Origin of the sequence: Sorangium sp. So ce836, assembly GCF_028553905.1 — a bacterium.
GTDB lineage: Bacteria > Myxococcota_A > Polyangia > Polyangiales > Polyangiaceae > Sorangium > Sorangium cellulosum_D.
The window spans coordinates 11,326,329-11,350,040 of record NZ_CP102233.1 but is presented as its reverse complement, the minus strand read 5'-3'; the positions used below and the strand labels follow the sequence as shown (position 1 = coordinate 11,350,040).

The window sequence follows — 23,712 nt, the reverse complement described above, 5'->3', positions numbered from 1 at the left end:
CCCTCACACAGGCCCGCCACGCAGGTCTGCTGGCTCGCCGAGCACCCTTTCTCGCTCGATGTACAGGTGCACCTCCCGTACTGACATCCTTCTTCGCACGCTGGCTGGCTCTCCCACACGCCGCCGGTATTGCATCTCAAGGGCGTTATCCCGTCGCACTTCAAGTCATTGGGGGAGCACGCGATCTCGAGATTGTCGATCCCCAGCAATCCATCGCAGCTCAAACCACAAACACTCCAGAACAAGAGCACCACCAGCGCCGCCAAAACCTTCGCGATCCTGCTCTTCGCCGCGCCCATCAGAAGCTCCCCCCCACCGAAAATCCGAGAGGCCCGAGGCCCACCTTCCACGCCGTCGCTGCCGTTCGCACCCGCCGCTCCTCTCCTTTGGGGTGAACCGTGAGCAGCACGACCGTCCCGGTGACGGCTCCGGCTCCTCCCGCGATCAGCCCGGCGAGCGCCGTGACCCCGAGCGCATGCGCTCGCTCCTTCTGCCCGGCCCTGTCGCGCGGACAGAGGCCACCCGGGCACGCTTCTTTCAGGTCGGCGCTCGTGTTCAATGCCAGCGCGCCGCTCACAGCGAACACCCCCAGCCCCAGCACGCCCGCCCCGTAGGCGGCCGTCGCCCCCACCTTCCTCGCCGTCCAGAACTCCGCCGTCCAGAACCCCGGCTCCTGCGGCACCCTGTCCAGCGCCACGGTCACCTCCCGCTGCTTGCGCCGCTCGAGCTTCACGTCTTGTCTTACTCCGATGTACCCCTCCGCCCGGACATCGATCCTGTGATCCCCCAGCGGTAGGCGCCCCTCCCACGGCGTCTGCCCCGCCTCCTTGCCATCGATCCACAGCGTCGCTCCCCTGGGCACGGACTCGACCTTCAACGAAGCGTCCCGGTCCTCCGCCCCGAGCATCACCTCGGCCACGTCGTACAGCCGCACGCTCACCGTCTCCACCCCCGACTCCATCTTCGCGCCTTGTCGCGCCGCCTCCCGCTTCTCTCCGGGCTTTGCCCCGGGCACCTCGCACGCAAGCAGCGCCTCCTCGTCCAGAAACCCGCGCAGCCTCACCGTGTGCTCTCCGGGATCCAGGAGCCCCTCCCACGGCGTCACCGCCCCCGTCGCCTTCCCGTCGATCTCGATCGCCAGCGGCCAGTTGTGCCTCTCGCTCACCCGGAGCCGCCCCTTCCTCGACTTCGCCACGAGCTCGACCACGTTCTCTCTTCCACCCTGGACCTCCACCGTCCTCGTGATCGGCGCGAACCCCTCCTTCTCCACGCGCACCGCCCGGCTCCCCACGCTCAGCCGCAGCGGCTTGTCCAGCGGCAGCCTGCCCCGGAAGCGATCGTCGACGAGCAGCGACGCCCCCGCCGGCACGTCGCCCCTCAACACCAGCGTCCCCACGAGGCCCGCGAGCTCCGCCATGTCCGCCGCCACCATCGCTTCCGTCCTGGGAGGAAGCTTCGGGTACTCGCGGCGCATCGTCTCGTATTGCTCCAGCGCGTCGTCGTACTGCCCGAGCTGCTTGAGGCACGAGGCCACGTAACCCATTGCATTGCGGGTCTTCTTGTGCCCGAGCGACTTGCGGAACTCCTCGAGCGCCTCGCGGTACTCCCGCTTGTCGAAGCGCGCCACGCCCTTCTCGAAGTGGGCGCGGGCGGCGGCCTCGTCGCCGGACATGTCGGACTGAGCCGTATCCTCCGGCGGCTCCGCCCCCGCCTTTGCGCCGAGGAGCGCCAGCGCGAGGATCCATCCAGCCATGACTCTTGCAGGAAAGCGACGCATGATCATTCCTCTTACCCCGGAAGCCGCCCAGTAGACGAGGCGGCTCGAAGCCCGTCAAGCGGACCGCGAATTCGCTGAAGCGTCCGTCCGGTTTGGCCTTTTGACGTGCGACGCAATCCTCTGGCCGGCGTAACCGCTCGCGCCCACGCGGCTCCGCCGCCTCGCGCGGTCACGCCGCGCCGTCATGTTCTTGACAGGGTCACGGCCGCCGCGGGTACGATGTTCATCCACTATCCTGCACCTCTCTATTTGAGTAACCCATGTGGATCGAGATCGAGGTCGACGCCGGCGCGCAGGGCGTGCGCGTGAGCGCGCGCGGGAGCCGCGGAGAGCGCCCTCCGGCGCACACGCTTTCGCCCGAGCTGGGCATGGATGCGCTGCAAAGCCTCGCCAGCAAGGTCGGCAGGGCGGTTCGCGGCGGCCGGGCGCTCGATCCCGCCGTCGTCAAGGAAGCCCAGGCGCTCTACGGCGAATTGCTCAAGGACGACCTCCGCGACGTGCTGGCGAGGCTCCGCGAGGCATCGAAAGACACCCCGCTCCTCGTGCGGCTCTTCCTGCGCGACCGCGCGCTCCTCGGGATCCCCTGGGAGGCCGTTTGCCGGCCGGGCACGACGGAAGGCTTCCTCGGGACCGACCCGAAGATCCTCCTGGCGCGCGGCGTGACGTCGCCCGACCCCTGGGAGCCGCGCGACGTCCTCGGCGCCGTTCGCGTGCTGGCGATCGCGCCCGGCAGGGACGAGCGGAGCCTCGTCGTTCTCAAAGAGGCCCTCGCGTCATCCATCGAAGCCGGTGAGGTGGAGTGGCTGGATCCGATCGCCGGCCCGCACATCGGCGCTCAAGCCCTCTTCGACCGGCTGCGGCGCGGAAAGACCCCGCACGTGCTGCACTGGCTCGGCCACGGCGGCGTGGATCTCTCCGGCAAGCCAGTACTGCGCGTGGCCGACGACGAGGACGGCGAGGAGGTATGGATCACCGCCGAGGCCCTGGGGCGCGAGCTCTCCGCGAGCTTCTCCGAGGAGCTGCGCCTCGTGATCCTCGAGGCGTGCGAGGGCGCCAAGGCAGGCGCCTTCGGCAGCGCCGCCGAGATCCTCGCGAGCGCCGGCGCCGACGCGGTGGTGGCCCACCTCTGGCCGGTGAAGGCGGACGTGGCGCGCCTCTGCTCGTCCGAGGTCTACCGGTCGCTCACCGGCTCGGAGCGCGGCCTCGGCGACATCGGCGCCAGCGTGGCCGCCGCGCGCAGGACGCTGCTCGCCCAGAGCGCCGAGGCGTTCTCTCCCGTCCTCTTCCTGCGCGGCACCGGCTCGGCCATCTTCGACTTCAGCGATCGGCGCGTCTCCAAACAGCGATCGCGGCGCAGCTCGCGGGGCCTCTCGCCCGCGCTGCAAAGCCTGCTCGAGACGCCGTTCACGATGGTGCTCGGCGATCTCGAGGAGGACCGCGCCGCCCTGAGGACCGAGCTCCTCTCGTTCATGAAGGAGAGCGGCGACACCGCCCCCGAGGCCCTCTCGCTGAGCGCGCTCACGCAGCGGTGCGCGCTCAAGTTCGGGCAGGAGAGCTTGCACGTGCTCTTCCAGCAAGCGCTCACGACCTCCCTCGAGGTGCCGACCCCGCCGCTCGCCCGGGCGCTCGCGCGCTTCGTCGGCCCCGGCGTCCACATGACCCTCCTCTGGCGGCCGCACATGGAGCGCGCCATCGCCGAAACGCACCCGGAGCGGAGCGTGTTCGCCATCCAGCCCTCGCTGCTGGGCGCGAGCGGCAAGCCGCTCGTGGTGAAGCGCGCCGCCGGCGCCGCCGCGTGGAAGATGGAGCCCGTCCTGCCGAAGCGGTTCGACCTCGACAGCGATATCGTGATCCTGCGCCTTTACGGGGGATACTCGGCCGGCCCCCGCCCCATCTTCTCCCACCCGGTGCTCACCGAGGACGATCACATCCACGGTCTCCTCGGGGCCATCGGGTTCGACCCGCCGGTGTGGATGGAGGAGCTGCTCGCGCGGCCGCGCGTTCTGCCAGGCCTCTTCGTCGGGCTCTCGGCGCTCGACTTTCGCCATCGCATGCTGCTGCGCTGGCTCTACGATCAACGGCAGCCGCCGAGCGACAGCCTGGCGATCTTGACGCCGGACACCGACCCCAGCGAGCCCGAGATCTGGGAGGGCGGCTGCGGCCTCCCGGGCGGCGGGCGCATCGCCTCGGTCATCGAGGATCCAGAGCTCGTACCGCAGCTCGATGCGTTTTCCCCCGACGAGGGGCCATGAGCGAGAGCACGCCGCCGGAAGGCGCGCCGGCGGACGAAGCGTCGGCGGACGAAGCGCCCAGCAGCCTGGCCGTGCCCAGCATCGGCCGGCCCTCGGGCGCGGACGCGGAGCGCACCGGCATCTTCACCGCACCGAACCCCTTTCCCGGCCCGCAGCCGTACCGCGCCGCCGATCGGGAGCGATTCCACGGCCGCGAAGAGCTCTCGTACCGCCTCGAGGCGAGCGTCCTCGCCAACCGCTGCGTGACCGTCTACGGGCCGTCCGGCGCGGGCAAATCATCGCTCATGCAAGCGTCGGTGATCCCGTCGCTCGTCGACACGCAGCGCATCCGCGTCGTGCGGATCGACGCCTGGCCCGAGAACAAGGAGCCCACACAATGGCTCGCGGACGCGGTCTACACCGCGCTCTCGTTCGGCGAGCGGCCGGCCGACCTGCCGGCCGAAGAGGCCTTGCTGTCGGCCGCGCAGCGCGCCGGGCGCAAGTCGCCCCGGATCGTGCTCCTGTACCTCGATCAGATCGAGCAGCTCCTTTACCCGAGCCGGAGCACGACCGAGGTGGAGGCGTTCTTCGCCGCCTTGAATCGCCTCGTGGACACGCCGCTCCGCGGCCTGCGCGCGGTGCTGTTGCTCCGCGAGGATTACCTGGGCCGCTTCCGCGATCGGCTGCGCGAGCACCGCCGGCTGTTGAGCCACGGCTTCCGGGTCGGTCCGCTCACCGTGGCCGAGCTCTCCGAGGCGGTTTGCAAGGCCGCGGCCGGCGGACAGCCGCCGCAGACCTGGGAGCTCGAGCCGATGCGCACGCTCCTGCTGCAGGTGCGCATGCCCGGTCAGGCCGAGTCGGACGAGGCCGAGGCGCAGGCCGCATACGCGCAGATCGTCTGCCGGGCGCTGTTCCAGCAGCGGGCGCAGGGCGGCGACGCCGCGCAACAGGAGGCCGTCGAGGCTGAGCCGATCCTGCGTCGATATCTGGAGGCGACGCTCGACGATCTCGGCGCGCTCAGCGCGGCGGCGCGGCGCCTTTTAGAAGATCACCTCGTCACGGCGGACGGCAGCCGCACGCTGCGCACCGAGAAGGAGCTGCTCCGGCTCTTTCCGGCCGCGGAGCTCGGCCCGATCCTCAAGGCGCTCGAGGGTGCCGCGATTCTCCACGCCGAGGAGCACCAGGGCAGCCGGTATTTCGAGATCGGCCACGACTGGCTGGCGCGCAGGGTGTCCGAGGCGCGGCAGCAGCGTGAGCTCGAGGAAGCGCAGCGCCGCCGCGAAGAGGAGCAGGTGAGGGAGCTCGCGCGCGAGCGCAGCGAGGCGGAGAGGCGGCTCCGGAAGGCGCGCGCGCAGCGGCGCTTCTTCGCGACCGTGGCCTTCGTGGCGGTCGCGGTGGCCGCCGGCGCCGTGGTGCTGGTCCTCTATGCCTACGGCCAGCGGGCGAGGGCCCAGGCCGCGATGAGCGACGCCCAGGCGGCCGAGGCGAACGCCAGGAACAAGGAGATCGAGGCCTCCGACGCGCGCCTTCTCGCGGGCTTTCGCGAGCTCAAGAACGGCGGTCAGATGGCGTGGGGCATCAAGCTCTTGCCGGAGGTGAAGAGGCCCGAGACAGCGCGCGGCTGGATCGCGCTGGCGAGCGACGCGCTCGGCCAGAACGCGCTCTTCGTCACGCTCCGTGGTCACGAGCAGCCGCTCCGCGCGGCCGTGTGGAGCCATGATGGCCAGTGGGTCCTGTCCGCGTCCGACGACGGGACGGCGAGGCTCTGGAACGCCGGCGGAACAGGCGATCCTGTCGTGTTCACCGGGCATGGGGGGCCGATCAACACGCTCGCGTTCAGCCCCGACGACAAGCGCGTGCTCACCGCCTCGGAGGACGGGACAGCGCGCCTCTGGGGCGCCGGCGGCAACCTGATCGCGGTGCTCGATGCTGGGGGCGGGCCTGTGCGCCGCGCTGCGTGGAGCCCCGACGGAGGCCGCGTCGTGACCGCCTCGGCCGACCATGTTGCGCGCATCCACGGCGTCGACGGCGGCGGTGTGGTCGAGCTGAGGGGCCACGCGGGAGCGTTGAACGCGGCTGTCTTCTTCGATGACGGGGCGCGCGTGCTCACCGCGTCGGACGACGGGACAGCGCGCGTCTGGGCGCCCGACGGTGCCGGGAAGCCGGTGATCTTGAGAGGGCCGGAGGCCAGTGCTCTGTTTGCCGTGCCGAGCCCGGATGGGACCCGCGTCCTGACCGCGTGGAGCGACGGCACGGCCCGGATCTTCGACGCTTCGGGCAAGGGGAAACCGGTGGTTCTCGAGGGCCACCAGGGCAGCGTCCTCTTCGCCGCGTGGAGCCGGGACGGCGCGCGCGTCGCCACCGCGTCGGCCGACAAGACGGCCCGGATCTGGAGAGCCGACGGCGCCGGAGAGCCGATCGTCCTCGCGGGCCACGGCCGCGCCGTCACCTTCGTGGCCTTCCGGCCGGACGGCAGGTATGTCGCCACGGCCTCGCTCGATCACACCGCGCGCCTCTGGCCGTCGGAGGGGGGCAAGGATCTCGTCCTCGCCGGGCACGATGCTCCTGTGTTGTCGGCCGCGTGGAGCCCGGATGGAGCGCGCGTGCTCACGGCCGCGGCGCCGCAGGTCGGGGTCCCTTCGCGGGACAGCACGGTGCGGATCTGGCGCCCGACGATGCTTGAATTGTTGCCGCGCGAGCGCCCTGCGTTCTACCATTCTGCGTTTGTCGGCCGCGGCGCCGAGCTCGTCGCCTCCGCGTACGACGACCGCGCCGCGCGCGTGTGGCGCGCCGACGGCACCGGAGAGCGCGTCGTGCTCGCGCAGCAGAGCGCATGGATCGCTGGCGCGGCGTTGAGCCCTGACGGCGCGCGCCTCGCCGCGGCTGGCTTCGACGGGGTGACGCGCATCGTCCGCGTGGACGGCACGGGAGATCCCGTGTCGATCCTGGGCCATACGGCTGCAGTGCGCGCCGCCGCGTGGAGCCCGGGTGGAACGCTCCTCGTCACGGTATCGGACGACCGGACCGCGCGCATCGTCTCCGTGAACGGCGCGTGGGGGGGCGCACGGGTGCTGTCCGGGCACACCGACGGTCTCACCTCGGCCGCGTGGAGCCCGGACGCGCAGCGCATCGTCACCACATCCATGGATCACACGGCGCGCGTGTGGCTGGCGTCGGCCGCCCAGGAGATCGTGGCCTTCAAGGGCCACGGGGGCGCCGTGTACAGCGCGACGTGGAGCCCCGACGGGGCCTGGATCGCCACCGGCTCCGAGGACGGCACCGTCCAGGTCTGGGACGCGCGGAGCGGCGCGGTCGCGGCGTCCCTCGATCGGGGCGTCGCGGTCCTCCAGGCGATCTGGAGCCCTGGCGGCGACCGGATCGCCGTCTCGTTGCGGCAGGGCGACGTCCTCCTGTGGAGCCGCGCGGCGTGGGAGCGCCCCGGGATGAGCGATCCTGTCCTGCTCGACACGCAGGCGGCGATCCTCGCGATGGCCTTCCTCGACGGCGGGAAGCGGCTCTTCACGGTCGCGGCCGACAACACGACCCGCACCTTCACGATCGACGCCGACGAGCTCCGGCGGGGACTCCTGTCGAGCAATGTGGATTGCCTTCCCGCGAGCTTGCGGGTGCTCCATCTCGGCGAGGCGCCGGACAGAGCGTCGGAGCGGTATGCGGCGTGCGAGCGCGAGCATTCGAGGACACCGTTCTTGGGGAGGGGGCAGGAGGGGCCATGAGCGGGAGGAGCGGGGGGCGCGTGCAGCGCGGGGGGGCGATCGTCGCGGCGGCGGCGATGTGCCTTGTCGCTTGCGAACGACCGTTGTCGGGCGCCGACGGTGGCGCGCCGGACGGCGACGGCGGCGTGCCGGCGGTGTCGAGCGCGGCCGAGGTCGCGGTGCCCAGGGCGGCGGCTCGCACCGGGATGGCCGTCCTCGGGCCGGTCGAGCGCCGGGTGCCCCTCCTCGTGGTTCCGGGTGACGCCCTGGTGGAGGTGGACGGCCAGACGGCCTATCGTCGGGATGGGGCGATCGATATCGTCGGCAAGGTCGGCGACCAGCGCTGGGTGCGTGTGTGGAAGGGCGCCAAGGCGGCGGAGAAGCCGGTGCTGATTCAGGAGAACCAGCCCTCCCCGCCCGTGATTGACCTGAACGAGGCCCTGCCGCCGAGGCCGGCCCCGAAGGCGCCGAAGAGACCGGCGCGCTTCGGCGGCTTCGACGACGGATGATGTGACGGGTGTCGTGACGGCGGGATGATCGGGAGGAGGGAAGGATTGGTGCGTCCACTTCATTCGAGAACGCTGGCTGGCTGGATCCTCGCGCTGATGCTGTTTGACGCCGGCGCGAGGGCGGCGCCCCCTGCGCCGCCGGGAAAGGCACCGCAGGCGGCTGTCTCCAGCGAGGAGGCCGAGGCTCGCGCGCACTTCGAAGAGGGCGTCGCGCGCTTCGACATGCGGGAGTACCGCGAGGCGCTGGAGGCGTTTCGCAGATCGCTCTGGCTCAAGAAGAATCGGAACACGATGGGCTACATCGCCTCGTGCCTCAAGCAGCTCGGCCAGTACGACGACGCGCTGGAGCAGTACGAGGAGATGCGCCGCGAGTACCCGAAGCTGCCGGCGAAGATAGAGGCGATGGTGGCGGCGGACATGGCGGAGCTCTCGGGCCTCGTGGGGACGCTGGTGGTGGCGGGAGATGCGCCGGCCGGAGCGTCGCTGTTCGTCGACGATCGCCTGCGCGGCAAGCTGCCCCTGGAGAAGCCGCTGCGGGTGAGCGCGGGCAGACGGGCCGTCCGCGTGGAGAAAGAAGGGTTCGAGCCGCTAAAGATGACCTTGGAGGTCAAGGCCGGACAGGAGAACGTCGCGCAGCTCGTGGCGGCGTCGAGGAAAGGGCGGCTCGTGGTGAACGAGAAGCACAACTGGGTGCTTCGCGTGGAGCTGGACGGCAAAGATGTCGGGGTGACGCCCTGGCAGGGGCTGGTGGACCTCGGCGAGCACAAGGTGCGATTGCACGGGTTCATGGGGGTGGAGGCGCTGGCCGCGTGCGAGGCGCCCGCGACGGCAGCAACGGAGGGGGCGAAGGTGGTATCGAGCGTCGCGGCGGCGTCGGTGAGGCTGTACGAGGAGACCCGGGTGGTTCTGGGGGCGGAGGAGCAAGATGCGTCGCTGCGGGTCGAATCAACGCCGGCGGGGGCCACGGTGAGGATCGATGCGCGGGTGGTCGGTATAGCGCCGTGGGAGGGGCGGCTCCCGCTGGGGGAGCATGTGATCGAGGTGAACGCGGGTGGGTTCTTCCCGGCGAAGCAAACGGTGCAGCTCGAGCGGCGCAAGCAGCGGGAGCTGGCCGTATTGCTTGAGCGGCAGCCGGACCTCGCGGCCGCGGCGCACGCCGCGGCACGCGCCGCAAGGAACAGGAAGATCGGCGTCGGATTGGCCTATAGCGTGGGGGTGGCGGGGCTCGGAGTGTTTGCCGTGACCGGAGGGCTGGCGCTCGACAAGGTCAATGAGCTTGACGCCCGTTGCCCGAACAAACAGTGCCCCTCCACCGAGGCAGGGAATCAGCGCGCTGCAGCTACCCTGGGAACGGCGGCTACCGTCGGCCTGGTAGCGGGCGGGCTGGGGGTGGCGGCAGGGACGGCCGTATTGCTGCTAACGCGGCCCGGGGACGGTGAACGGCGCGCAGGGTCGAGCGTGAGCGCGGGAGTGGGGCTTGGGAGCTTCGAGGTGAGAGGAAGGTTCTGATGGGCCAGTCGAAGAAAGGAGGGGTCTCGAGCGGTGTCCGGGTGCTGGGAGCGGTTCTCGTCAGCTTCGTCCTGTGGGCGTGCAACGGTGTGCTGGGTGTCGGCGAGTTCAAGTTCGCCGTGTGTGACGAATGAGCCAGGCAGTGCAAGGGCGATTGGCCCCAGGTCTGCACGTCGGGACAATGGCGGAACGTGTCAGCGGACCCGTGCGCTAGTCAGAGATGCTGGGGCGGCGAGTGCGTCCCCGTGTGCGACGATGGCGCCAGGCAGTGCAGCGGCCAGCAGCCCCAGATCTGCACAGCGGGGGAATGGCAGGACGCCCGAGAGGGTCCGTGCGTTGGTCAGACGTGCATCGACGGCGTGTGCACGGGTGATTGCGCTCCTGGGGGTAAGCGGTGTCAGGGCCTCACGCCCCAAGCGTGCGACGAGAATGGGCGATGGGAACGCATCCGTGATCCGTGCGATTCGACTCAATGGTTTCATTGCTCGGGCGGTGACTGCGTGCAGACCTGTGCGCCGGGGGACTTGAAGTGCTCGGGAGACATTCCACAGTACTGCGACATGAACGGGAGTTGGCAGCGCAACGGTCCTGTCTGCGATCCCTGCGTTGGTTGCGATCCAACCACCGCTGCGTGCAAGACCAGCGATCCCGTGATTTGTGGGTCGGGAGAGAGCTGCGGTAATGGAAGTTGCATCTGTGAGAGACCTGGGTTTGCCGAAACGCCGGCCTTCCCTGTGGGTGTCGATCCCGCCTCGGTTGCGGCCGCGGACCTGAACGGCGACGGCAAGCCCGACCTCGCCGTCGCGAACTATACTAGCGCCACCGTGAGCGTGCTGCTCAACAACGGCAACGGCACCTTCGCACCCAAACTCGACTACCCAACAAGCAACGGCCCTTCCTCGGTTGCGGCCGCGGACCTGAACGGCGACGGCAAGCCTGACCTCGCCGTCGCGAACTATAATAGCGCCAGCGTGAGCGTGCTGCTCAACGACGGCGACGGCACCTTCGCCCCCAAGGTGGACTACCCCACGGGCGATCGTCCTGTCTCGGTTGCGGCCGCGGACCTGAACGGCGACGGCAAGCCCGACCTCGCCGTCGCGAACGGCTTCGGCGACAGCGTGAACGTGGTGCTCAACCACGGCGACGGCACCTTCGCCCCCAAGGTCGACTACCCAACGGGCGATCGTCCTGTCTCGGTTACGGCCGCGGACCTGAACGGCGACGGCAAGTCCGACCTCGCCGTCGCGAACTCCGACAGCGGCACCGTGAGCGTGCTGCTCAACGACGGCGGCGGCAACTTCGCGCCCAAGGTCGACTACCTTGCGGGCGATCGTCCTGTCTCGGTTGCGGCCGCGGACCTGAACGGCGACAGTAAGCCAGACCTCGCCGTCGCGAACCGCGACCACGCCAGCGTGAGCGTGCTGCTCAACGACGGCGACGGTACCTTCGACCCCAAGCTCGACTACCCAACGGGTGCTGCCCCTAACTCGGTTGCGGCTGCGGATCTGAACGGCGATGGCAAGCCCGACCTTGCCGTCGCGAACGGTGGCGACGACAGCGTGCGTGTGCTCCCCAACGTTTGCATCCCATAGCGCCGCCACGCTTCGGGCAGTTCATTTCATGCGCCACGCGACGCCCGGCTTGCCGCGGGTTGCTTGTGCCGGCTCGTTACCAGCGCGTCCCGGCAGAACTCCCCATGGCCCTGCACGGCCATTGGTCGAAAGCTCCCAGCCTGAGGCGTAGGAAAAACCAACGATGTAGGAAGCGTTCAGCGCACAACTCGACCTCATCCAGTCTCAGGTGACGGCGGTCGCCACCTCGGACACGGTACCTCTTCGATTGTGAGACACGACCTTTCATGGATTTGTACGAGTCGCGATCCCCGCCGATTGCAAGCTGCGGGGATGTGCGGACATGGACAAGTACCTGGCCGTGAAGATGGACGGGCATGTCGAAACATGGGAGGGCGCCTGGCCGAGCAGACGGGCGGCATGTCGAGATATGGGAGGGCGCCCGGCCGAGCAAGCGACGGGCATGTCGGGACATGGGCGGGGCCTCGCCGGGCGAGCGGCGGGCATGTCGAGACATGGGAGGGCGCCCGGCCGAGCAGGCGACGGGCATGTCGGACATGGGCGGGTGCCTCACCGGGCAAGCGGCGGGCATGTCGGGACATGGGCAGGTGTCTGCCGCGCAGGCCCCGCCCATATCGTATATGTGATGCTTGTTACAATTCCGGATCGTTGACCACGACCGGCTCCGCCGGCGCCGGCTCAACCGGCGCCGCGGGCTCGCCGGGCGCCGCAGGACCACCCGCCGCTGGCGCCGCCCGCGCCCGTGCCGCCCGCTCCCGGTCGGCGTTCAGCTTGTCGACGTACGCGAACAGCCGCGCCTCATGGTCCGCCGGCAGCTTGCTGCCCTCTTCCTGGATCTCGTCCCTCAGCGCCTCCCTGAACCGCCCCAGCAGCCCCACCACCGCGCCCCGGAGCGGCCCGGTCGCCGCGGCGTTCTCCCCGGTCGCGAGCAGCGTCGCGCGCCTGCGCAGCAGCTTGTCGATCTCGTCCCCGGCGCTGACGAACGCCTTGACCCACTCGTGCAGGCTCCCCCCACCCGGCGTGGCCACGGCCTTCAGCTCCGCCTTGAGCCGGGTCAGCTCGGGCCGGTTGTCGAGCGCCGCCGACGCCTCGTCCGCATACGGCGCGCGCAGCACGTCGAGCCTCGGCACGAACGCCTGCTGCGCTCCGGCCGCCGCCGCCTTCACCTCCGGCGCCACCGAGGGATGCGCCTCGACGGCCTTGCAGAGGAAGAAGATCGCCGCCCCAATTCCGTCGTGCCGGACGTCCGCCTCCGAGAGCTCCCGGGCGAGCGGCGCCTGCGTGCCCGCGGCCTCGGGGATCGCCTCGATCTCCTTCTGCCTCGCCCGGAGCCGCGGCTCGTACAGCCTGCCCGTGGCCGAGAGCCGCAGCTCCTCGACCCTCTCGTCGAGCAGGTCGCGCAGCGCGAGCTTCAGGTCTCCTATCGTGAGATTGCGCAAGGTCCCCTCCGTAAATGGCGTGGTTCGCTCGCCCCGTGAGGCACCGGCGGCCAAGAGAAGCGAGCTGCGGGTTATTGCCGGATGATGGCACGCTATCCGAGTTGCCGGCGGTTGAGTAGACCGAATCCGGTCGCCCGGTGGAGGCACGAGGGAGGAGGCGCGGAAATCGTGCTGCGGATCGGGCGATGAGGGCGTGCTCATGGCGCTGCCTCGCGCTGACAAGATTTTGTCATTGCTATTTACTTTCTCGATTGCTTCCCTCGCCGCCGCGGAGGGGAGCAATGGCATCCGGTCAGATGAAATGGCTGTGGCGGTGGTGCGCGAGCTGCGTTCTCGTGCTCGTGGCGGTGAGCGCGCCGCTCGGCGCGTGGGCTCAAGCGCTGACGTTGCGTCGGATGGGCGAGCCCCTTCGCGCGCGGCTCGGCGGCGCTCGCGCTGGCGCTGAGATGGCAGCTGCGCTCGCCGGCGACGCTGCCACCCTCGCCCTCGCGACGCCAGGCGAGGCCTCCGAGGATCCCGAGAACCGCGCCGTGGTCCCGATCGCCGCCCTTCCGGCGGATGTTCGCGCAGCCGGCGCGGGCCAGGGTGCGGATCCATGGGTCCTGTTCGACGGCCGCGCTGACACGGGGCTCCACAGCGAGACCGGGGAGGTGATGCGGGTCCGCGTCTCGTTCCCGCAGCCGACCGCGCTCGAAGCGCTCGCGCTGTACGGGCGCATCGATGGCGCGCTCACGGTCTATGTGGAGCATGGCGCCGAGCTTCAGGCGGTGTCCGGCCTGGTCGACGTACCGCTCCACGACACGGGCGAGCGCTGGACACGCTTTCCGATGGCCATCACGGCGCAGCGACTCGTGCTCGAGTGGCTCCCTTCGGGCGAGCGCGGGCCGCAGGAGCTCGTGTTCTGGACCGCCGGCGCGCCCACGCGCAGCCTGGCGGAGGTGGAGCTGGCCGATCGCGTGCTCGCGGGGAAGCTGGCGGGCGCAACCCAGTTCCCGGCGATGTCCGAGCGGGCGGCGGTGACGCGCACGGGCGGCGAGCAGTCGCTGACATTTCACCTGGACACCGATCCACGGGCGCTCGCGCGCGCGTTCCTCGTCTACGAGCTCGAGGGGCGCGGGCACTGGTCGAGCGTGAGCCGGCGGCTGAACGGCGCAGCGCCGCGCGGCGGCTTCCGGGCGGAAGCGCCCGCGACGGGAGGGCTTCAGGTCGAGGAGATCGCGCCCGCGTGGCTGAGGCGCGGCGATAACGTCGTGCGATTCCGGCCTCAGGCGGACATCGAGCAAGGATTCACCGTGAGCGCGCTCCGGGTGATCGGGATCCCGCACGCCGGCGTGCACGAGGCGCGCGCCGCCATGCGCTCCGCCGGGGGCGAGCGCGCGCGTCGCGATGAGCCGCTCCGCATCGATTTCGGCGCACGCGTGGCCCCGCACGCGCTCCTGTTCCAGCTGACGGCCGCGGGCGCCGGGGAGATCGAGATCGCGCCAGGCGCGGGGGCGAACGGGTTGCGCTTCGACCTGAAGGACCTCTCGCCGGGCTGGCATCGCCTCGACCTCCCGGTTCAATCGATCTGGCCGGAGACGGCCTCGGTGCAAATCCGGCCGGCGAAGGGCAGCCGCGCCGAGGTATCGGACGTCGCCGTGGCGGCCAGCCTCATCCCGTCCCGCTCCCCGAGGATCGCGCTGAGCACGCCATTGCACGGCGAGTGCACCGACGGGAGAGCATACGTGCGCGGTTTCCTCGACCTCCCCGGCGAAAGCACGCCGCGAGCGCGGCTCTTCGCCGATACAACGCCCGTGGAGCTAGGGGACGACGGCAGCTTCGAGCTCACCCTGAAAGAGCCCGAAGGCGCCCGTCATCGAGCGTGGAGGGCGCACCTCGAGGCGCGGCTCGAGGACGGCACGCGCCTCGGTCGAGCGGTGGAGCTCGGCCCGTGCACCGAAAGCGCCGCGGCGAGCGCGCCGCCGGGCGGGCTCGTCGTGGATGAGGGCGCCCCGTACGGCGCGGTGGTGAGCCCGGAGCAGGGCGGCGTGCTCTCGTTCGCGGGCGCCACGATCGAGGTCCCGCCGGGAGCGCTGGCGGAGACGACGCGCATCACGATCCGGCCGCTGATGCCCGTCCAGGTGCAGCCGATGGGGCGCGCGATGCGCAACGTGACGCCCGAGGACCGCGCGTTCCGCTTCGGCCCGCACGGCCTCAGGTTCAAGAAGCCGGTGAAGCTGACGCTCCCCATCGACGGCGAGCGCCTCCCGGAGGGCGCCGGCGCGAGGGACGTCTTCGGCTTCTACTTCGATGAGACGGCGAAGCAGTGGACCAAGCTCGGGCGCGCCGACGAGGGCCGCACCCGCGAGCTCACGAGTCTGACAGACCACTTCACCGACTTCGTCAACGCGACGATCGCCATGCCGGACCAGCCGGGGGCGCAGTCGTTCGACCCCAACGCCATGAAGGGGATCGAGCTCGCGAGCCCCTCGGCCGGCGTGTCGTTCATCGAGCCGCCCGAGGCGAACAGCCGGGGCACGGCGCAGCTGACGTATCCGATCGAGGTGCCACCGGGCCGGCACGGCCTCGAGCCGGAGCTCGCCGTCACGTACGAGAGCGAGCTGAGCAATGGCTGGCTCGGCGTGGGCTGGGACCTGCGTATCTCCGCGATCGAGATCGACACCCGCTTCGGCGTCCCGCGCACCACGGGCGACGAGCTCTACGCGCTCGACGGCCAGATGCTCCGGGCCATCCCCGATCAGCCGGGCCGGTATGAACGGCGCGTCGAGGGCGCGTTCGATCGCATCGAACGCCTCGGGGCCGATCCCCAAAGCTATCACTGGGTGGTCACGGACAAGAACGGCACCCGGTACGTCTATGGCGAGAGCGAGGGCGCGCGCCTGGCAGACCCGTCGGGCGACGCCGGGATCTTCCGCTGGAACCTCGAGCGGGTGGAAGACACCTTCGGAAACCAGATGCGCGTCTCGTACTTCGAGGACGTGCCCGACGGCGGGGAGTGGGTGCAGCTGTATCCGCAGCGGATCGACTACACGGAGCACGCGAGCGGCTCCCCCGCCGCCTACTACCACGTGCTCTTCATCCTGGACGACGGCGCGCAGCGGAGAGACATCCTCAGCTCGGCGCGCGCGGGCTTCGAGGTGCGAACGACGCGAAGGCTGGAGCGCGTCGACGTGACCATGGGCGAGGTGCCCGGCGCCGAGGAGATCATCCGGAGCTACCACTTCGCCTACCACGAGCCCGACGCCCGGCACTATTCCAAGTCGCTCCTCAAGAGCATCGCTCTCCACGGGAATGGCGGCGCCGGGCAGCTCTACGAGCACACGTTCGAGTACTTCGGTCTCGAGCAGCAGGACGGCAGGCTTCAGGTCTTCTCCGCCCCGACCGAGTGGAGCCGTCCGGCGGAAGGGCGCGACGGGCTCGGGGCGACCAGCTCGATCGAAGGGGGGCTCAACGCGTTCGTCGGCGCGGGACCGCCGGTCTGCGATCCGCACGGCGGGCTGGGCGTCGGCGTCTCGTTCGGCATGGACGAGGACGAGGTCGCCTTCACCGACATCAACGGTGACGGGCTCCCGGACTTCGTGGGGAGCAACGGGGTCTGGCTGAACGCGCTCCCGGATCGGTCGAGCCCGAACGCGTTCTCCCCGGAGAGCGCCGGCAGCACGCACCAGATCACGGCGAGCCTGCAGGGGGCGATCCACTTCTTCCAGGAGCTCGGGGGCGCCGGGATCAACCAGTCCTGGACCACCGCCACCGCGCAGCGCGTGCTGCTCGACATCAACGGGGACGGCTTCCCGGAGCTGTTCGGTCGGAGCGGGGCGACGCTGAACCCGAACAACGCGCGGCTCGGGTCGGGCGCGAGCGGCGTCGGCTTCACCGTCGACGAGGATTTCAGCGACGGCGAGCAGGTCGCGGAGCTCGGCAAGGCGTTCTACCGGACCAGCCCGCTGGTGAAGTGGACGCCGCCATTGGATGGCATCGTCGTCATCGACGGCGGCGTGTCGCTGGCCGGCGGCGGCGTGGGAGACGGGGTGACGGCGTCGATCACGAAGGCGATCTGGGACCCGCGGCCGGGCGACCTGGGGTATCACGAGCGCCAGCTGCTCTGGCAACGAGAGATCGGGCCGAGCGATGCGGCGTGTGTTCCCGAGGGCGAGGATGGCTGCGGGAGCGGCGTCCAGGTCCGCGTCCGTCGGATGGACGCGCTCTATTTCCGGGTGGATCCGAAGGAGGACATCGAGGGCGACAGCACGCGCTGGAACGCGCGCATCCGCTACACGGAGCGCTGCACGTCGGGGACCTGCGTGCCGATCTTCGGGCCCGACCTGAGGCGCCGCGACGCGCTCGGGCGTTCGATGTACGTCTACACCTTCGCGGACGACTTCTCGGTGCTGGACCGGAGCGTGCCGGGCTGGGCCGCGGGCGCGGACGGGCAGGTCACGGTGCAGGCGAGCTTCGTCCGGACCGACGCGGACGACGCGTTCGACGTGCGGCTCGTGCGCCAGGACGTCGATTCGGGGGAGCGGATCGAGCTTCACCGGACGACGGTCTCGGGAGCGCAGCTGAGCACCGAGATCGCCTGGCCTGTCGCGGTGCTCCAGGGAGACCTCCTGTTCCTGTATGGCGAGCTCAGCGACAACGCGGTCGACCCGTCGCGCGTCCAGTACCAGGGGTTCGCCAGGTACACCGAGGTGTGCGGCCACGACGCGGATCCGGGGAGGTGCCGCGCGGTCGAGTCGTGCGCGGAGAGGCCCGGCGCGCCCTCCGGAAGGAGGGAGTGCGGGCTCGAAGCGTTGCCGGGCGACGGCGGGCCGATCTCGGTGCCCGAGGCGTCGATCGTCGTGCCGGTGCAGCTGAGCGACAGCGGCCTCGGCGGGGCGCCGCTGGACCTGGCGCGGCTGGTCGTGCCCGAGGGCGGGACGGTCCGCCTGATCGGCGCCGTCTCCAAGGGCGAGACGCAAGGGCCGGTGAGCCTGCGGGTGGATCGGGGGAGCGAGCGGCTGTTCCGGGAGCTGCTCGGACGGGAGGCGATCGCGCCGGCCCGGAGCGTGCCTGACCCGAGCGATCCGGTGGTGTTCCCGGTGCAGGCGGGCGACGAGCTCGCGTTCACGAAGTTCTTCGAGCTCGAAGAGGACCTGGGCCCTGCCGGTCCCGAGCCCGGGGCGCCGGTGTCGTGGCTGCCGCAGCTCGTGTTCGACGAGACGGGCACCGTGCTCGACGTGCCGACGGTGAACGCGCGGCTGACGCCGGATGGGCAGCTGGACGCCCGGATGGTGGGCGGGTTCCGGGGCTTCAGCTACGGCGAGTGGACGACGGAGTATCCGTTCGACGTCAACCAGATCAACAAGCGGCCCGAGGAGAACAAGCCGCCTTATTTCACGCGCGTCGAGCCGCACTGGGAGGGCTATCACGCGGGCTGGTCGCCGGAGGACGCCGGCTTCCCGCTCGTGGGCAGCATCAGCGGCCCGGTGTTCCGCGGCTCGGGCGCGGACATGTACATCACGGCCGGGGAGCTCAAGCCGTCGCGCGTCGGCGGGGTCAGGCCGGAGGATGTGGCCAATGTGCCGGGGCTCCGGAAGAGCCAGAGCAGCTCGACGTCGCAGGATGTCGCGCTCATCGGGTCGTTCCAGGTGACGACCGGGACGACCGAGTCGAAGCTGGAGCTGATCGACGTCAACGGCGACGGGCGGCCGGACGCGGTCACGCAGGGCAGCGTGCGCGTGCAGACGTGCGGAGGCGGCCGGTGTGACGGACAGCAGCCGGGGGAGTATGGCGACCTGACGCTCGATGGGCCGGGCGACTTCCGGGAGCTCGAGAACGCGAGCGCGCGGTTCGGGTTCGGCTTCAGGTCCGCGGCATCGTCGCTCGCGGACAAGATCAAGGCGAGCGGGAAGACCTCGGCGGTGCTCAGCGTGCTGCCTTCGCTGGGCAAGAGCTGGGGCACGTCGCTGACGACGCGCGACCTCCTGGACGTCAACGGCGACGGGCTCCCGGACAAGGTGAGGAGCGAGGGCGGGGTGCTCTACGCGCGCCTGAACCTCGGCTATCGCTTCGCGGACGAGCGCGCCTGGGCGGTGCTCGATCCGGGCGGAGATCCGTTCGAGCCCTTGCCGGAGGTCGAAGGGGATCCGCTCACCGCGCTGAGCCGGGTCTGGTCCGCGGCGCAGCTCGCGTCGGTGCGGGTGCAGGACAACACGACGAACAGCCTTCAGGTGGGCTACGCGGGGATCGGCGGCGGCATCGCGCACACGGTGAGCCGGACGCTGGCCGACTTCGTGGATCTGAACGGCGATGGGCTGCCGGACCGGGTGAGCAAGCAGCCCGGACAGGGCTACTACCGGGTGCGGCTGAACCTCGGGGACGGCTTTGGGCCGGAGGAGAAGTGGAGCGCGCCGGCGGTGAGCGGTAGCCTGCCGTGGGGCGTTGCGCTGGAGAAGGACTTCACGAAGGAGATCAACGGCAGCAACGACGCCCTGTCGTTCTCCGAGACGACGGCGTTCAACGCGGGCTACGGCGTGCCGCTCAAGATCACGACGCCGTACGTGTGCATCATCGTCGAGATCGCGGCGCAGCTCGGGTTGAACGATGGTCGGACGGAGCTCGGATGGGACGACCTGGACGGCGACGGAACGGTCGATCACGTGCTGAAGCTGAGCGACGGGATGCTGCGCGAGAGCGACGGTGCGCTGCGGGCGCGGCTGAACCTGACGGGCAAGACAAACCGGCTGCGGCGCGTGGTCCGGCCGCTTGGCGGCAGCTTCCAGCTGGACTATGCCCGCGAGGGCAACAAGGTGGCGTATGCGAGCAGCCCGGACGAGCTGAGCGTGGACATGCCCGGCAGCAAGTGGGTGCTGTCGCGGGTCGAGGTGGACGACGGCATGGGCACGCCGGCGTATGTCCACACGTTCGATTATCACCAGAGCGGGTTCTACGATCGCGCGGAGCGCGAGGACTACGGCTTCGCGCAGGTGACGGCGACGCGCGAGGACGGCTCGCAGATCGTCACGCGGTACCACAACCAGGACTACTACCGCCGCGGGCTGGTGAGGGAGGTGCGCGAGCAGGACGCCGAGGGGCGGCTGTTCAGCCGAGAGCAGGTGGTTTACCGCTCGCCCGGGGCGTTGCCGACGATGACGGGCTCGTTCTTCCCCGAGGAAGAGCTGCGGACGACGTCCTGGTACGAGGGGAAGACCACGGACCCGAGCGCGCCTGGCAAGCAGACGAGCGAGGAGCGCGACTGGGACGACCGCGGCAACCTGATCCAGCTGACGGAGCACGGCGAGCCAGGCACGCTGGACGACGACGTCACGACCACGATCCACTATGTGACATTCGACGGGCCGCACATCGTGCGGGCGGACAGCGTCGAGGCGCGCGACGGCGCGGGCACGCTGCTGCGCAAGCGCACCGCGGGGTACGACGGCGTGACCGGGGCGGTGGAGTGGATCACGAGCACGGTGATCGGCGGCAAGGACCCGGCGACGGGCGCGCCGTACACGGGCGACGCGTCGACGAATCCAACATGGGAATTCTCGCACGACGCGTACGGCAACCTGGAGCAGGCGATCGACCCCGGGGAGTTCACGCTCACCTACGAATACGATGATGTTGCGGAGACGTACCTCGTTCGGGTGAGCGATTCGTTCGGGTACTCCTCGGAGAGATCACCGGATTATCGCTACGGCGCGATCAGCGCGGTCCAGAACGTCAACGGCCACGAGGTGCACTACGATTACGACGCGTTCGGCCGGCTGGCCGAGGTGTTCGGCCCGAACGACGCGCCCACGGCGGCGGAGGCGACGATTGCGTTCGAGTATGCGCTCCAGCCGGGGGCGAGCCCGGCTATGCCGGCGTGGGCGCGCACGCGGCACAAGGACGTGCAGCACCCGGGGGATCCGATCGACACGGTGACGTTCATCGACGGGCTCGACCGGGTGATCCAGACGAAGAAGGACCTCGAGAAGGATCAGGGCTCGGGGGCGGATCCGATCGTGGGCATGACCGTGAGCGGGCGGGTGGTGCTCGACGAGCGGGGGCGCGTCGCGCTGCAGGGGCAGCCGGTGTTCGATACGGGCGAGGCGACGGCGTTCGTGGACGTGCCGCTGAAGAACGCGACGGTGTTCGAGTACGACGTGCTCTCGCGGGTGATCGAGCAGCGGGAGCCGGATGACGAGGCCGGCGAGGCGGTGACCACGACGAGCTACGACATCGAGGAGCTCGATGGCGTGGCGATGTTCGTCGCGACGGAGGTCGACCCGAACGGGAAGGTGCGCAGGGCGTACCAGGACGTGGACAACGCGATCGTGGCGGTCGAGGAGCGCAATCGGCTGCACGGGTCGGAGGCGTGGGCCACGCTGGTGACGCGGTACGGGTACAATGCGGTGGACGAGCTCGTGCGGGTGACCGATGCGCGCGGGAACGTGACGACCGCGGAGTACGACTCGGTGGGGCGGATGGTTGCGCTCACGAGCCCGGACATGGGCCGTACCGAGTGGCGTTACGACCTGTCGGGCAACGTCGGCGCGCGGCAGACGGCGAAGCTGGCGGCGGAGAGTGCGAGCAAGCTGATCCGGTACGAGTACGCGTTCAACCGGCTCGAGCGGGTGGATTACCCGGACTCGACGGACGTGACGTACGTGTACGGCGCACCGGACGCGGAGGGCGACGAGCACGGCAACCGGGCCGGGCGGCTCGTCGAGGAGCAGAGCGAGGCGGGGACGAGGACGTTTGCGTACGACCGGCTCGGGAACGTCGCGCAGCTGACGACCGAGTTCCCCCGGATCCGCGAGCCGCACCGGGGGCCGTACGAGGCGACGATGGAGTACGCGTTCGACTCCTTCGGGCGGCTGCTGTCGATGAAGTTCCCCGGTTCCGGCGCGGAGGTGGTGACGTACGGCTACGACCGAGGCGGCCTGGTCCGGTCGGCTGTCGGGACGAACACCCAGCCGAACCCGCAGCACCCGGACGAGCCGGCGACGACGCAGTACCTGCTGCACATCGGCTACGACGAGTTCGAGCAGCGGGTGCGCGTGGTGCACGGCAACGGCATCGCGACGTCGTACAAGTACTTCGAGAAGTCGCGGCGGCTGGAGCAGATCAACGCCGATCACCGCGACCGGTTCCTCGTGGAACGAGGGTTGCCGGCGAGGCCGTTCCAGAGGATGCGGTATGCGTACGACGCGGCGGGCAACCTGGAGCAGGTGCGGAACGAGGCGCCGTACGACCAGGAGATGCCAGGCTCGGTGCTGGTCGGGCCGACGACGCACGATTACGGGTACGACGACCTCTACCAGCTGATCTCGGCGAGCGGGACGTACCAGGACCGGAGGGATTGGCAGTACCGGTACCGGCTGTCGTTCGACTTCGACGAGATCGGCAACATCCTGACGAAGGACCAGGCGAGCTACCGGTTCGTGCCGGATGGGAGCGGAGGATGGCGCGAGGACCACGCGATCCGGGAGCAGACGTACCGGTCGGTGTACCAGTACACGGGACCGCAGCCGCACGCGCCCAGGCACATCGACGAGCACCTCGTGGCGGAGTCGATGCCGTGGCCGCGGGTGATGAGCTACGACGCCAGCGGCAACCAGACGGGTTGGGTCTACCGGGACGCGACGCGGCGCACGACGGAATGGAACGAGGAGAACCGCGTCTCGCGGGTGAGCCAGAACGGGCAGGAGCTGTCGCGCGTGCTCTACGACGGCGAGGGCGAGCGGCGGGTGCACCTGCACCGCATCAGCGGCGAGGAGGAGACGGCCTACCACGACCAGCACCTGACGCTGCGGGACGGGCGGTTCATCACCAAGCACATCTACGCGGGGCAGACGCGCATCGCGAGCAAGATGGATCCGGACTGGTTCCGGGATCCGCCGACGATCTACTACCACCCGGACCACCTGGGCAGCACCAGCTTCGCGTCGAACAACGAGCAGACGCTGACGCAGCGGGACGAGTACTTCCCGACGGGCGAGCTGTGGATCGACGCGTCGGACTCGCGGTACGAGCTGCGGCGAGCGTACGTGTTCACGGGCAAGGAGCTCGACCAGGCGACGGGGCTCTACTACTTCGGGGCGCGGTACTACGACCCGCGGATCAACGTGTGGCTGAGCCCGGATCCGATCCTGGACGAGTACATGGCGGGAGGGCCGGGCGCGGGGGTGTTCAACCCGGGGAACCTCGGGCTGTACAGCTATGCGCTGAACAACCCGGTCAATCTGCTCGATCCCGATGGGCGGCAAGCGCAAGGGGGGCACCGGAACTTCCCGCCCGGCGGGGCTGGGATGGGAGGCTGCCGGAGCCCGAGCTGCTGGACCGGGCCCGAGGGCGCTCGCTTTCATCAGATGATGCAGATGCAGCGCATGGCGGAGCAGCGGGCGCAGGGCAAGGCGCCCGTCAGCCCGGCGGCGGCTCCTCCTCGGACGGTGCGCATGGGCGGCGTGAACCAGCAGCCGGTGCTGCCGCCGCGGCCTGCTGGCCAGCAGCAGGCGGCGGCGCAGCCGCCATCGCAGAAACCTGCGCAAGCGGCGCTGCCGGCGACGCCGCCGCAAGCGACAGCTCCATCGAAACCGGCGCAGGCGGGACCGCTCGCGAAGCCGGCGCAGGCGGCTGCCAAGCAATCGGAATCATCTAACGGACCCACAAGAGCGGCAGCCCTCAAGCCAGAGGCAAAGTATCTCGGGTCAAAGAAACATGGAATCAAATGGAAAGAGGGACCTGCCTTGGCAAGAACAGGCGGGCCGCAAGGTCAGTGGGGAAGCGAGGGGGATTTGCGATACGCAGGGGAGAAAGCAGCGACTCTCAAGCCAGGAGAAGGTGGTTGGTTCGAAATGCCGCCGGGGCACAGCTCCGTCGTCCATCGCCCTGATGGAAAAACCGTTCCAGCTACTAGGTTTTGGGTGAGAAACAACGGAACGGGAACGTTTCACGGATATCCAGCGGAGTGAGA

Annotated in this window: 9 protein-coding genes; 7 read left to right on the top strand and 2 right to left on the bottom strand. The window is 70.0% G+C overall.

Annotated features, from left to right (window positions below; all coding sequences use genetic code 11):
• Positions 1 to 298: 298 nt before the first annotated feature.
• Positions 299 to 1,753, bottom strand: a complete 1,455-nt coding sequence (locus tag NQZ70_RS41390; protein WP_129579136.1) for a PEGA domain-containing protein — start codon at positions 1,751 to 1,753, stop codon at positions 299 to 301.
• A gap of 284 nt (positions 1,754 to 2,037) precedes the next feature.
• On the opposite strand from NQZ70_RS41390, the gene NQZ70_RS41385 reads away from it, so the two are divergent.
• The 6 genes from NQZ70_RS41385 to NQZ70_RS41360 all read left to right on the top strand — a co-directional run bounded on the left by NQZ70_RS41385 (position 2,038) and on the right by NQZ70_RS41360 (position 11,331).
• Entirely contained in the window at positions 2,038 to 4,029 is a 1,992-nt protein-coding gene (locus NQZ70_RS41385; protein WP_129579135.1) for a CHAT domain-containing protein, read from the top strand.
• On the top strand, positions 4,026 to 7,742 hold the full coding sequence (locus NQZ70_RS41380; RefSeq protein ID WP_129579134.1) for a hypothetical protein: 3,717 nt from the start codon (positions 4,026 to 4,028) through the stop codon (positions 7,740 to 7,742). Before NQZ70_RS41385 ends, NQZ70_RS41380 begins: the two co-directional genes overlap by 4 nt.
• Positions 7,739 to 8,230 carry a hypothetical protein gene (locus tag NQZ70_RS41375; RefSeq protein ID WP_129579133.1) on the top strand — a complete coding sequence of 164 codons (492 nt, stop codon included), beginning with the start codon at positions 7,739 to 7,741 and terminating at the stop codon, positions 8,228 to 8,230. The genes NQZ70_RS41380 and NQZ70_RS41375 overlap by 4 nt, the downstream gene beginning before the upstream one ends.
• A gap of 48 nt (positions 8,231 to 8,278) precedes the next feature.
• On the top strand, positions 8,279 to 9,739 hold the full coding sequence (locus NQZ70_RS41370) for a PEGA domain-containing protein (RefSeq protein WP_165374420.1): 1,461 nt from the start codon (positions 8,279 to 8,281) through the stop codon (positions 9,737 to 9,739).
• A complete protein-coding gene (locus NQZ70_RS41365) occupies positions 9,739 to 9,873 on the top strand; it encodes a hypothetical protein (protein WP_257792745.1) in 135 nt (44 codons plus the stop codon). The genes NQZ70_RS41370 and NQZ70_RS41365 overlap by 1 nt, the downstream gene beginning before the upstream one ends.
• 600 nt (positions 9,874 to 10,473) lie before the next feature.
• Positions 10,474 to 11,331, top strand: a complete 858-nt coding sequence (locus tag NQZ70_RS41360; protein WP_237244519.1) for a VCBS repeat-containing protein — start codon at positions 10,474 to 10,476, stop codon at positions 11,329 to 11,331.
• Positions 11,332 to 11,963: 632 nt separating this feature from the next.
• Here the strand turns inward: NQZ70_RS41360 and NQZ70_RS41355 are convergent.
• Positions 11,964 to 12,770: a hypothetical protein gene (locus tag NQZ70_RS41355; protein WP_129579130.1), complete on the bottom strand. Its 807-nt coding sequence runs from the start codon at positions 12,768 to 12,770 to the stop codon at positions 11,964 to 11,966.
• 281 nt (positions 12,771 to 13,051) lie between these two features.
• Here NQZ70_RS41355 and NQZ70_RS41350 point away from each other — a divergent pair, with 281 nt between their 5' ends.
• On the top strand, positions 13,052 to 23,710 hold the full coding sequence (locus NQZ70_RS41350; protein WP_272826636.1) for a SpvB/TcaC N-terminal domain-containing protein: 10,659 nt from the start codon (positions 13,052 to 13,054) through the stop codon (positions 23,708 to 23,710).
• Positions 23,711 to 23,712 lie beyond the last annotated feature (2 nt).

Excerpts from the sequence above, each read along its gene's own strand:
- NQZ70_RS41390 (WP_129579136.1), bottom strand. The coding sequence starts at position 1,753 with ATGGCTGGATGGATCCTCGCGCTGGCGCTCCTCGGCGCAAAGGCGGGG.
- NQZ70_RS41385 (WP_129579135.1), top strand. The coding sequence starts at position 2,038 with ATGTGGATCGAGATCGAGGTCGACGCCGGCGCGCAGGGCGTGCGCGTG.
- NQZ70_RS41380 (WP_129579134.1), top strand. The coding sequence starts at position 4,026 with ATGAGCGAGAGCACGCCGCCGGAAGGCGCGCCGGCGGACGAAGCGTCG.
- NQZ70_RS41375 (WP_129579133.1), top strand. The coding sequence starts at position 7,739 with ATGAGCGGGAGGAGCGGGGGGCGCGTGCAGCGCGGGGGGGCGATCGTC.
- NQZ70_RS41365 (WP_257792745.1), top strand. The coding sequence starts at position 9,739 with ATGGGCCAGTCGAAGAAAGGAGGGGTCTCGAGCGGTGTCCGGGTGCTG.
- NQZ70_RS41350 (WP_272826636.1), top strand. The coding sequence starts at position 13,052 with ATGGCATCCGGTCAGATGAAATGGCTGTGGCGGTGGTGCGCGAGCTGC.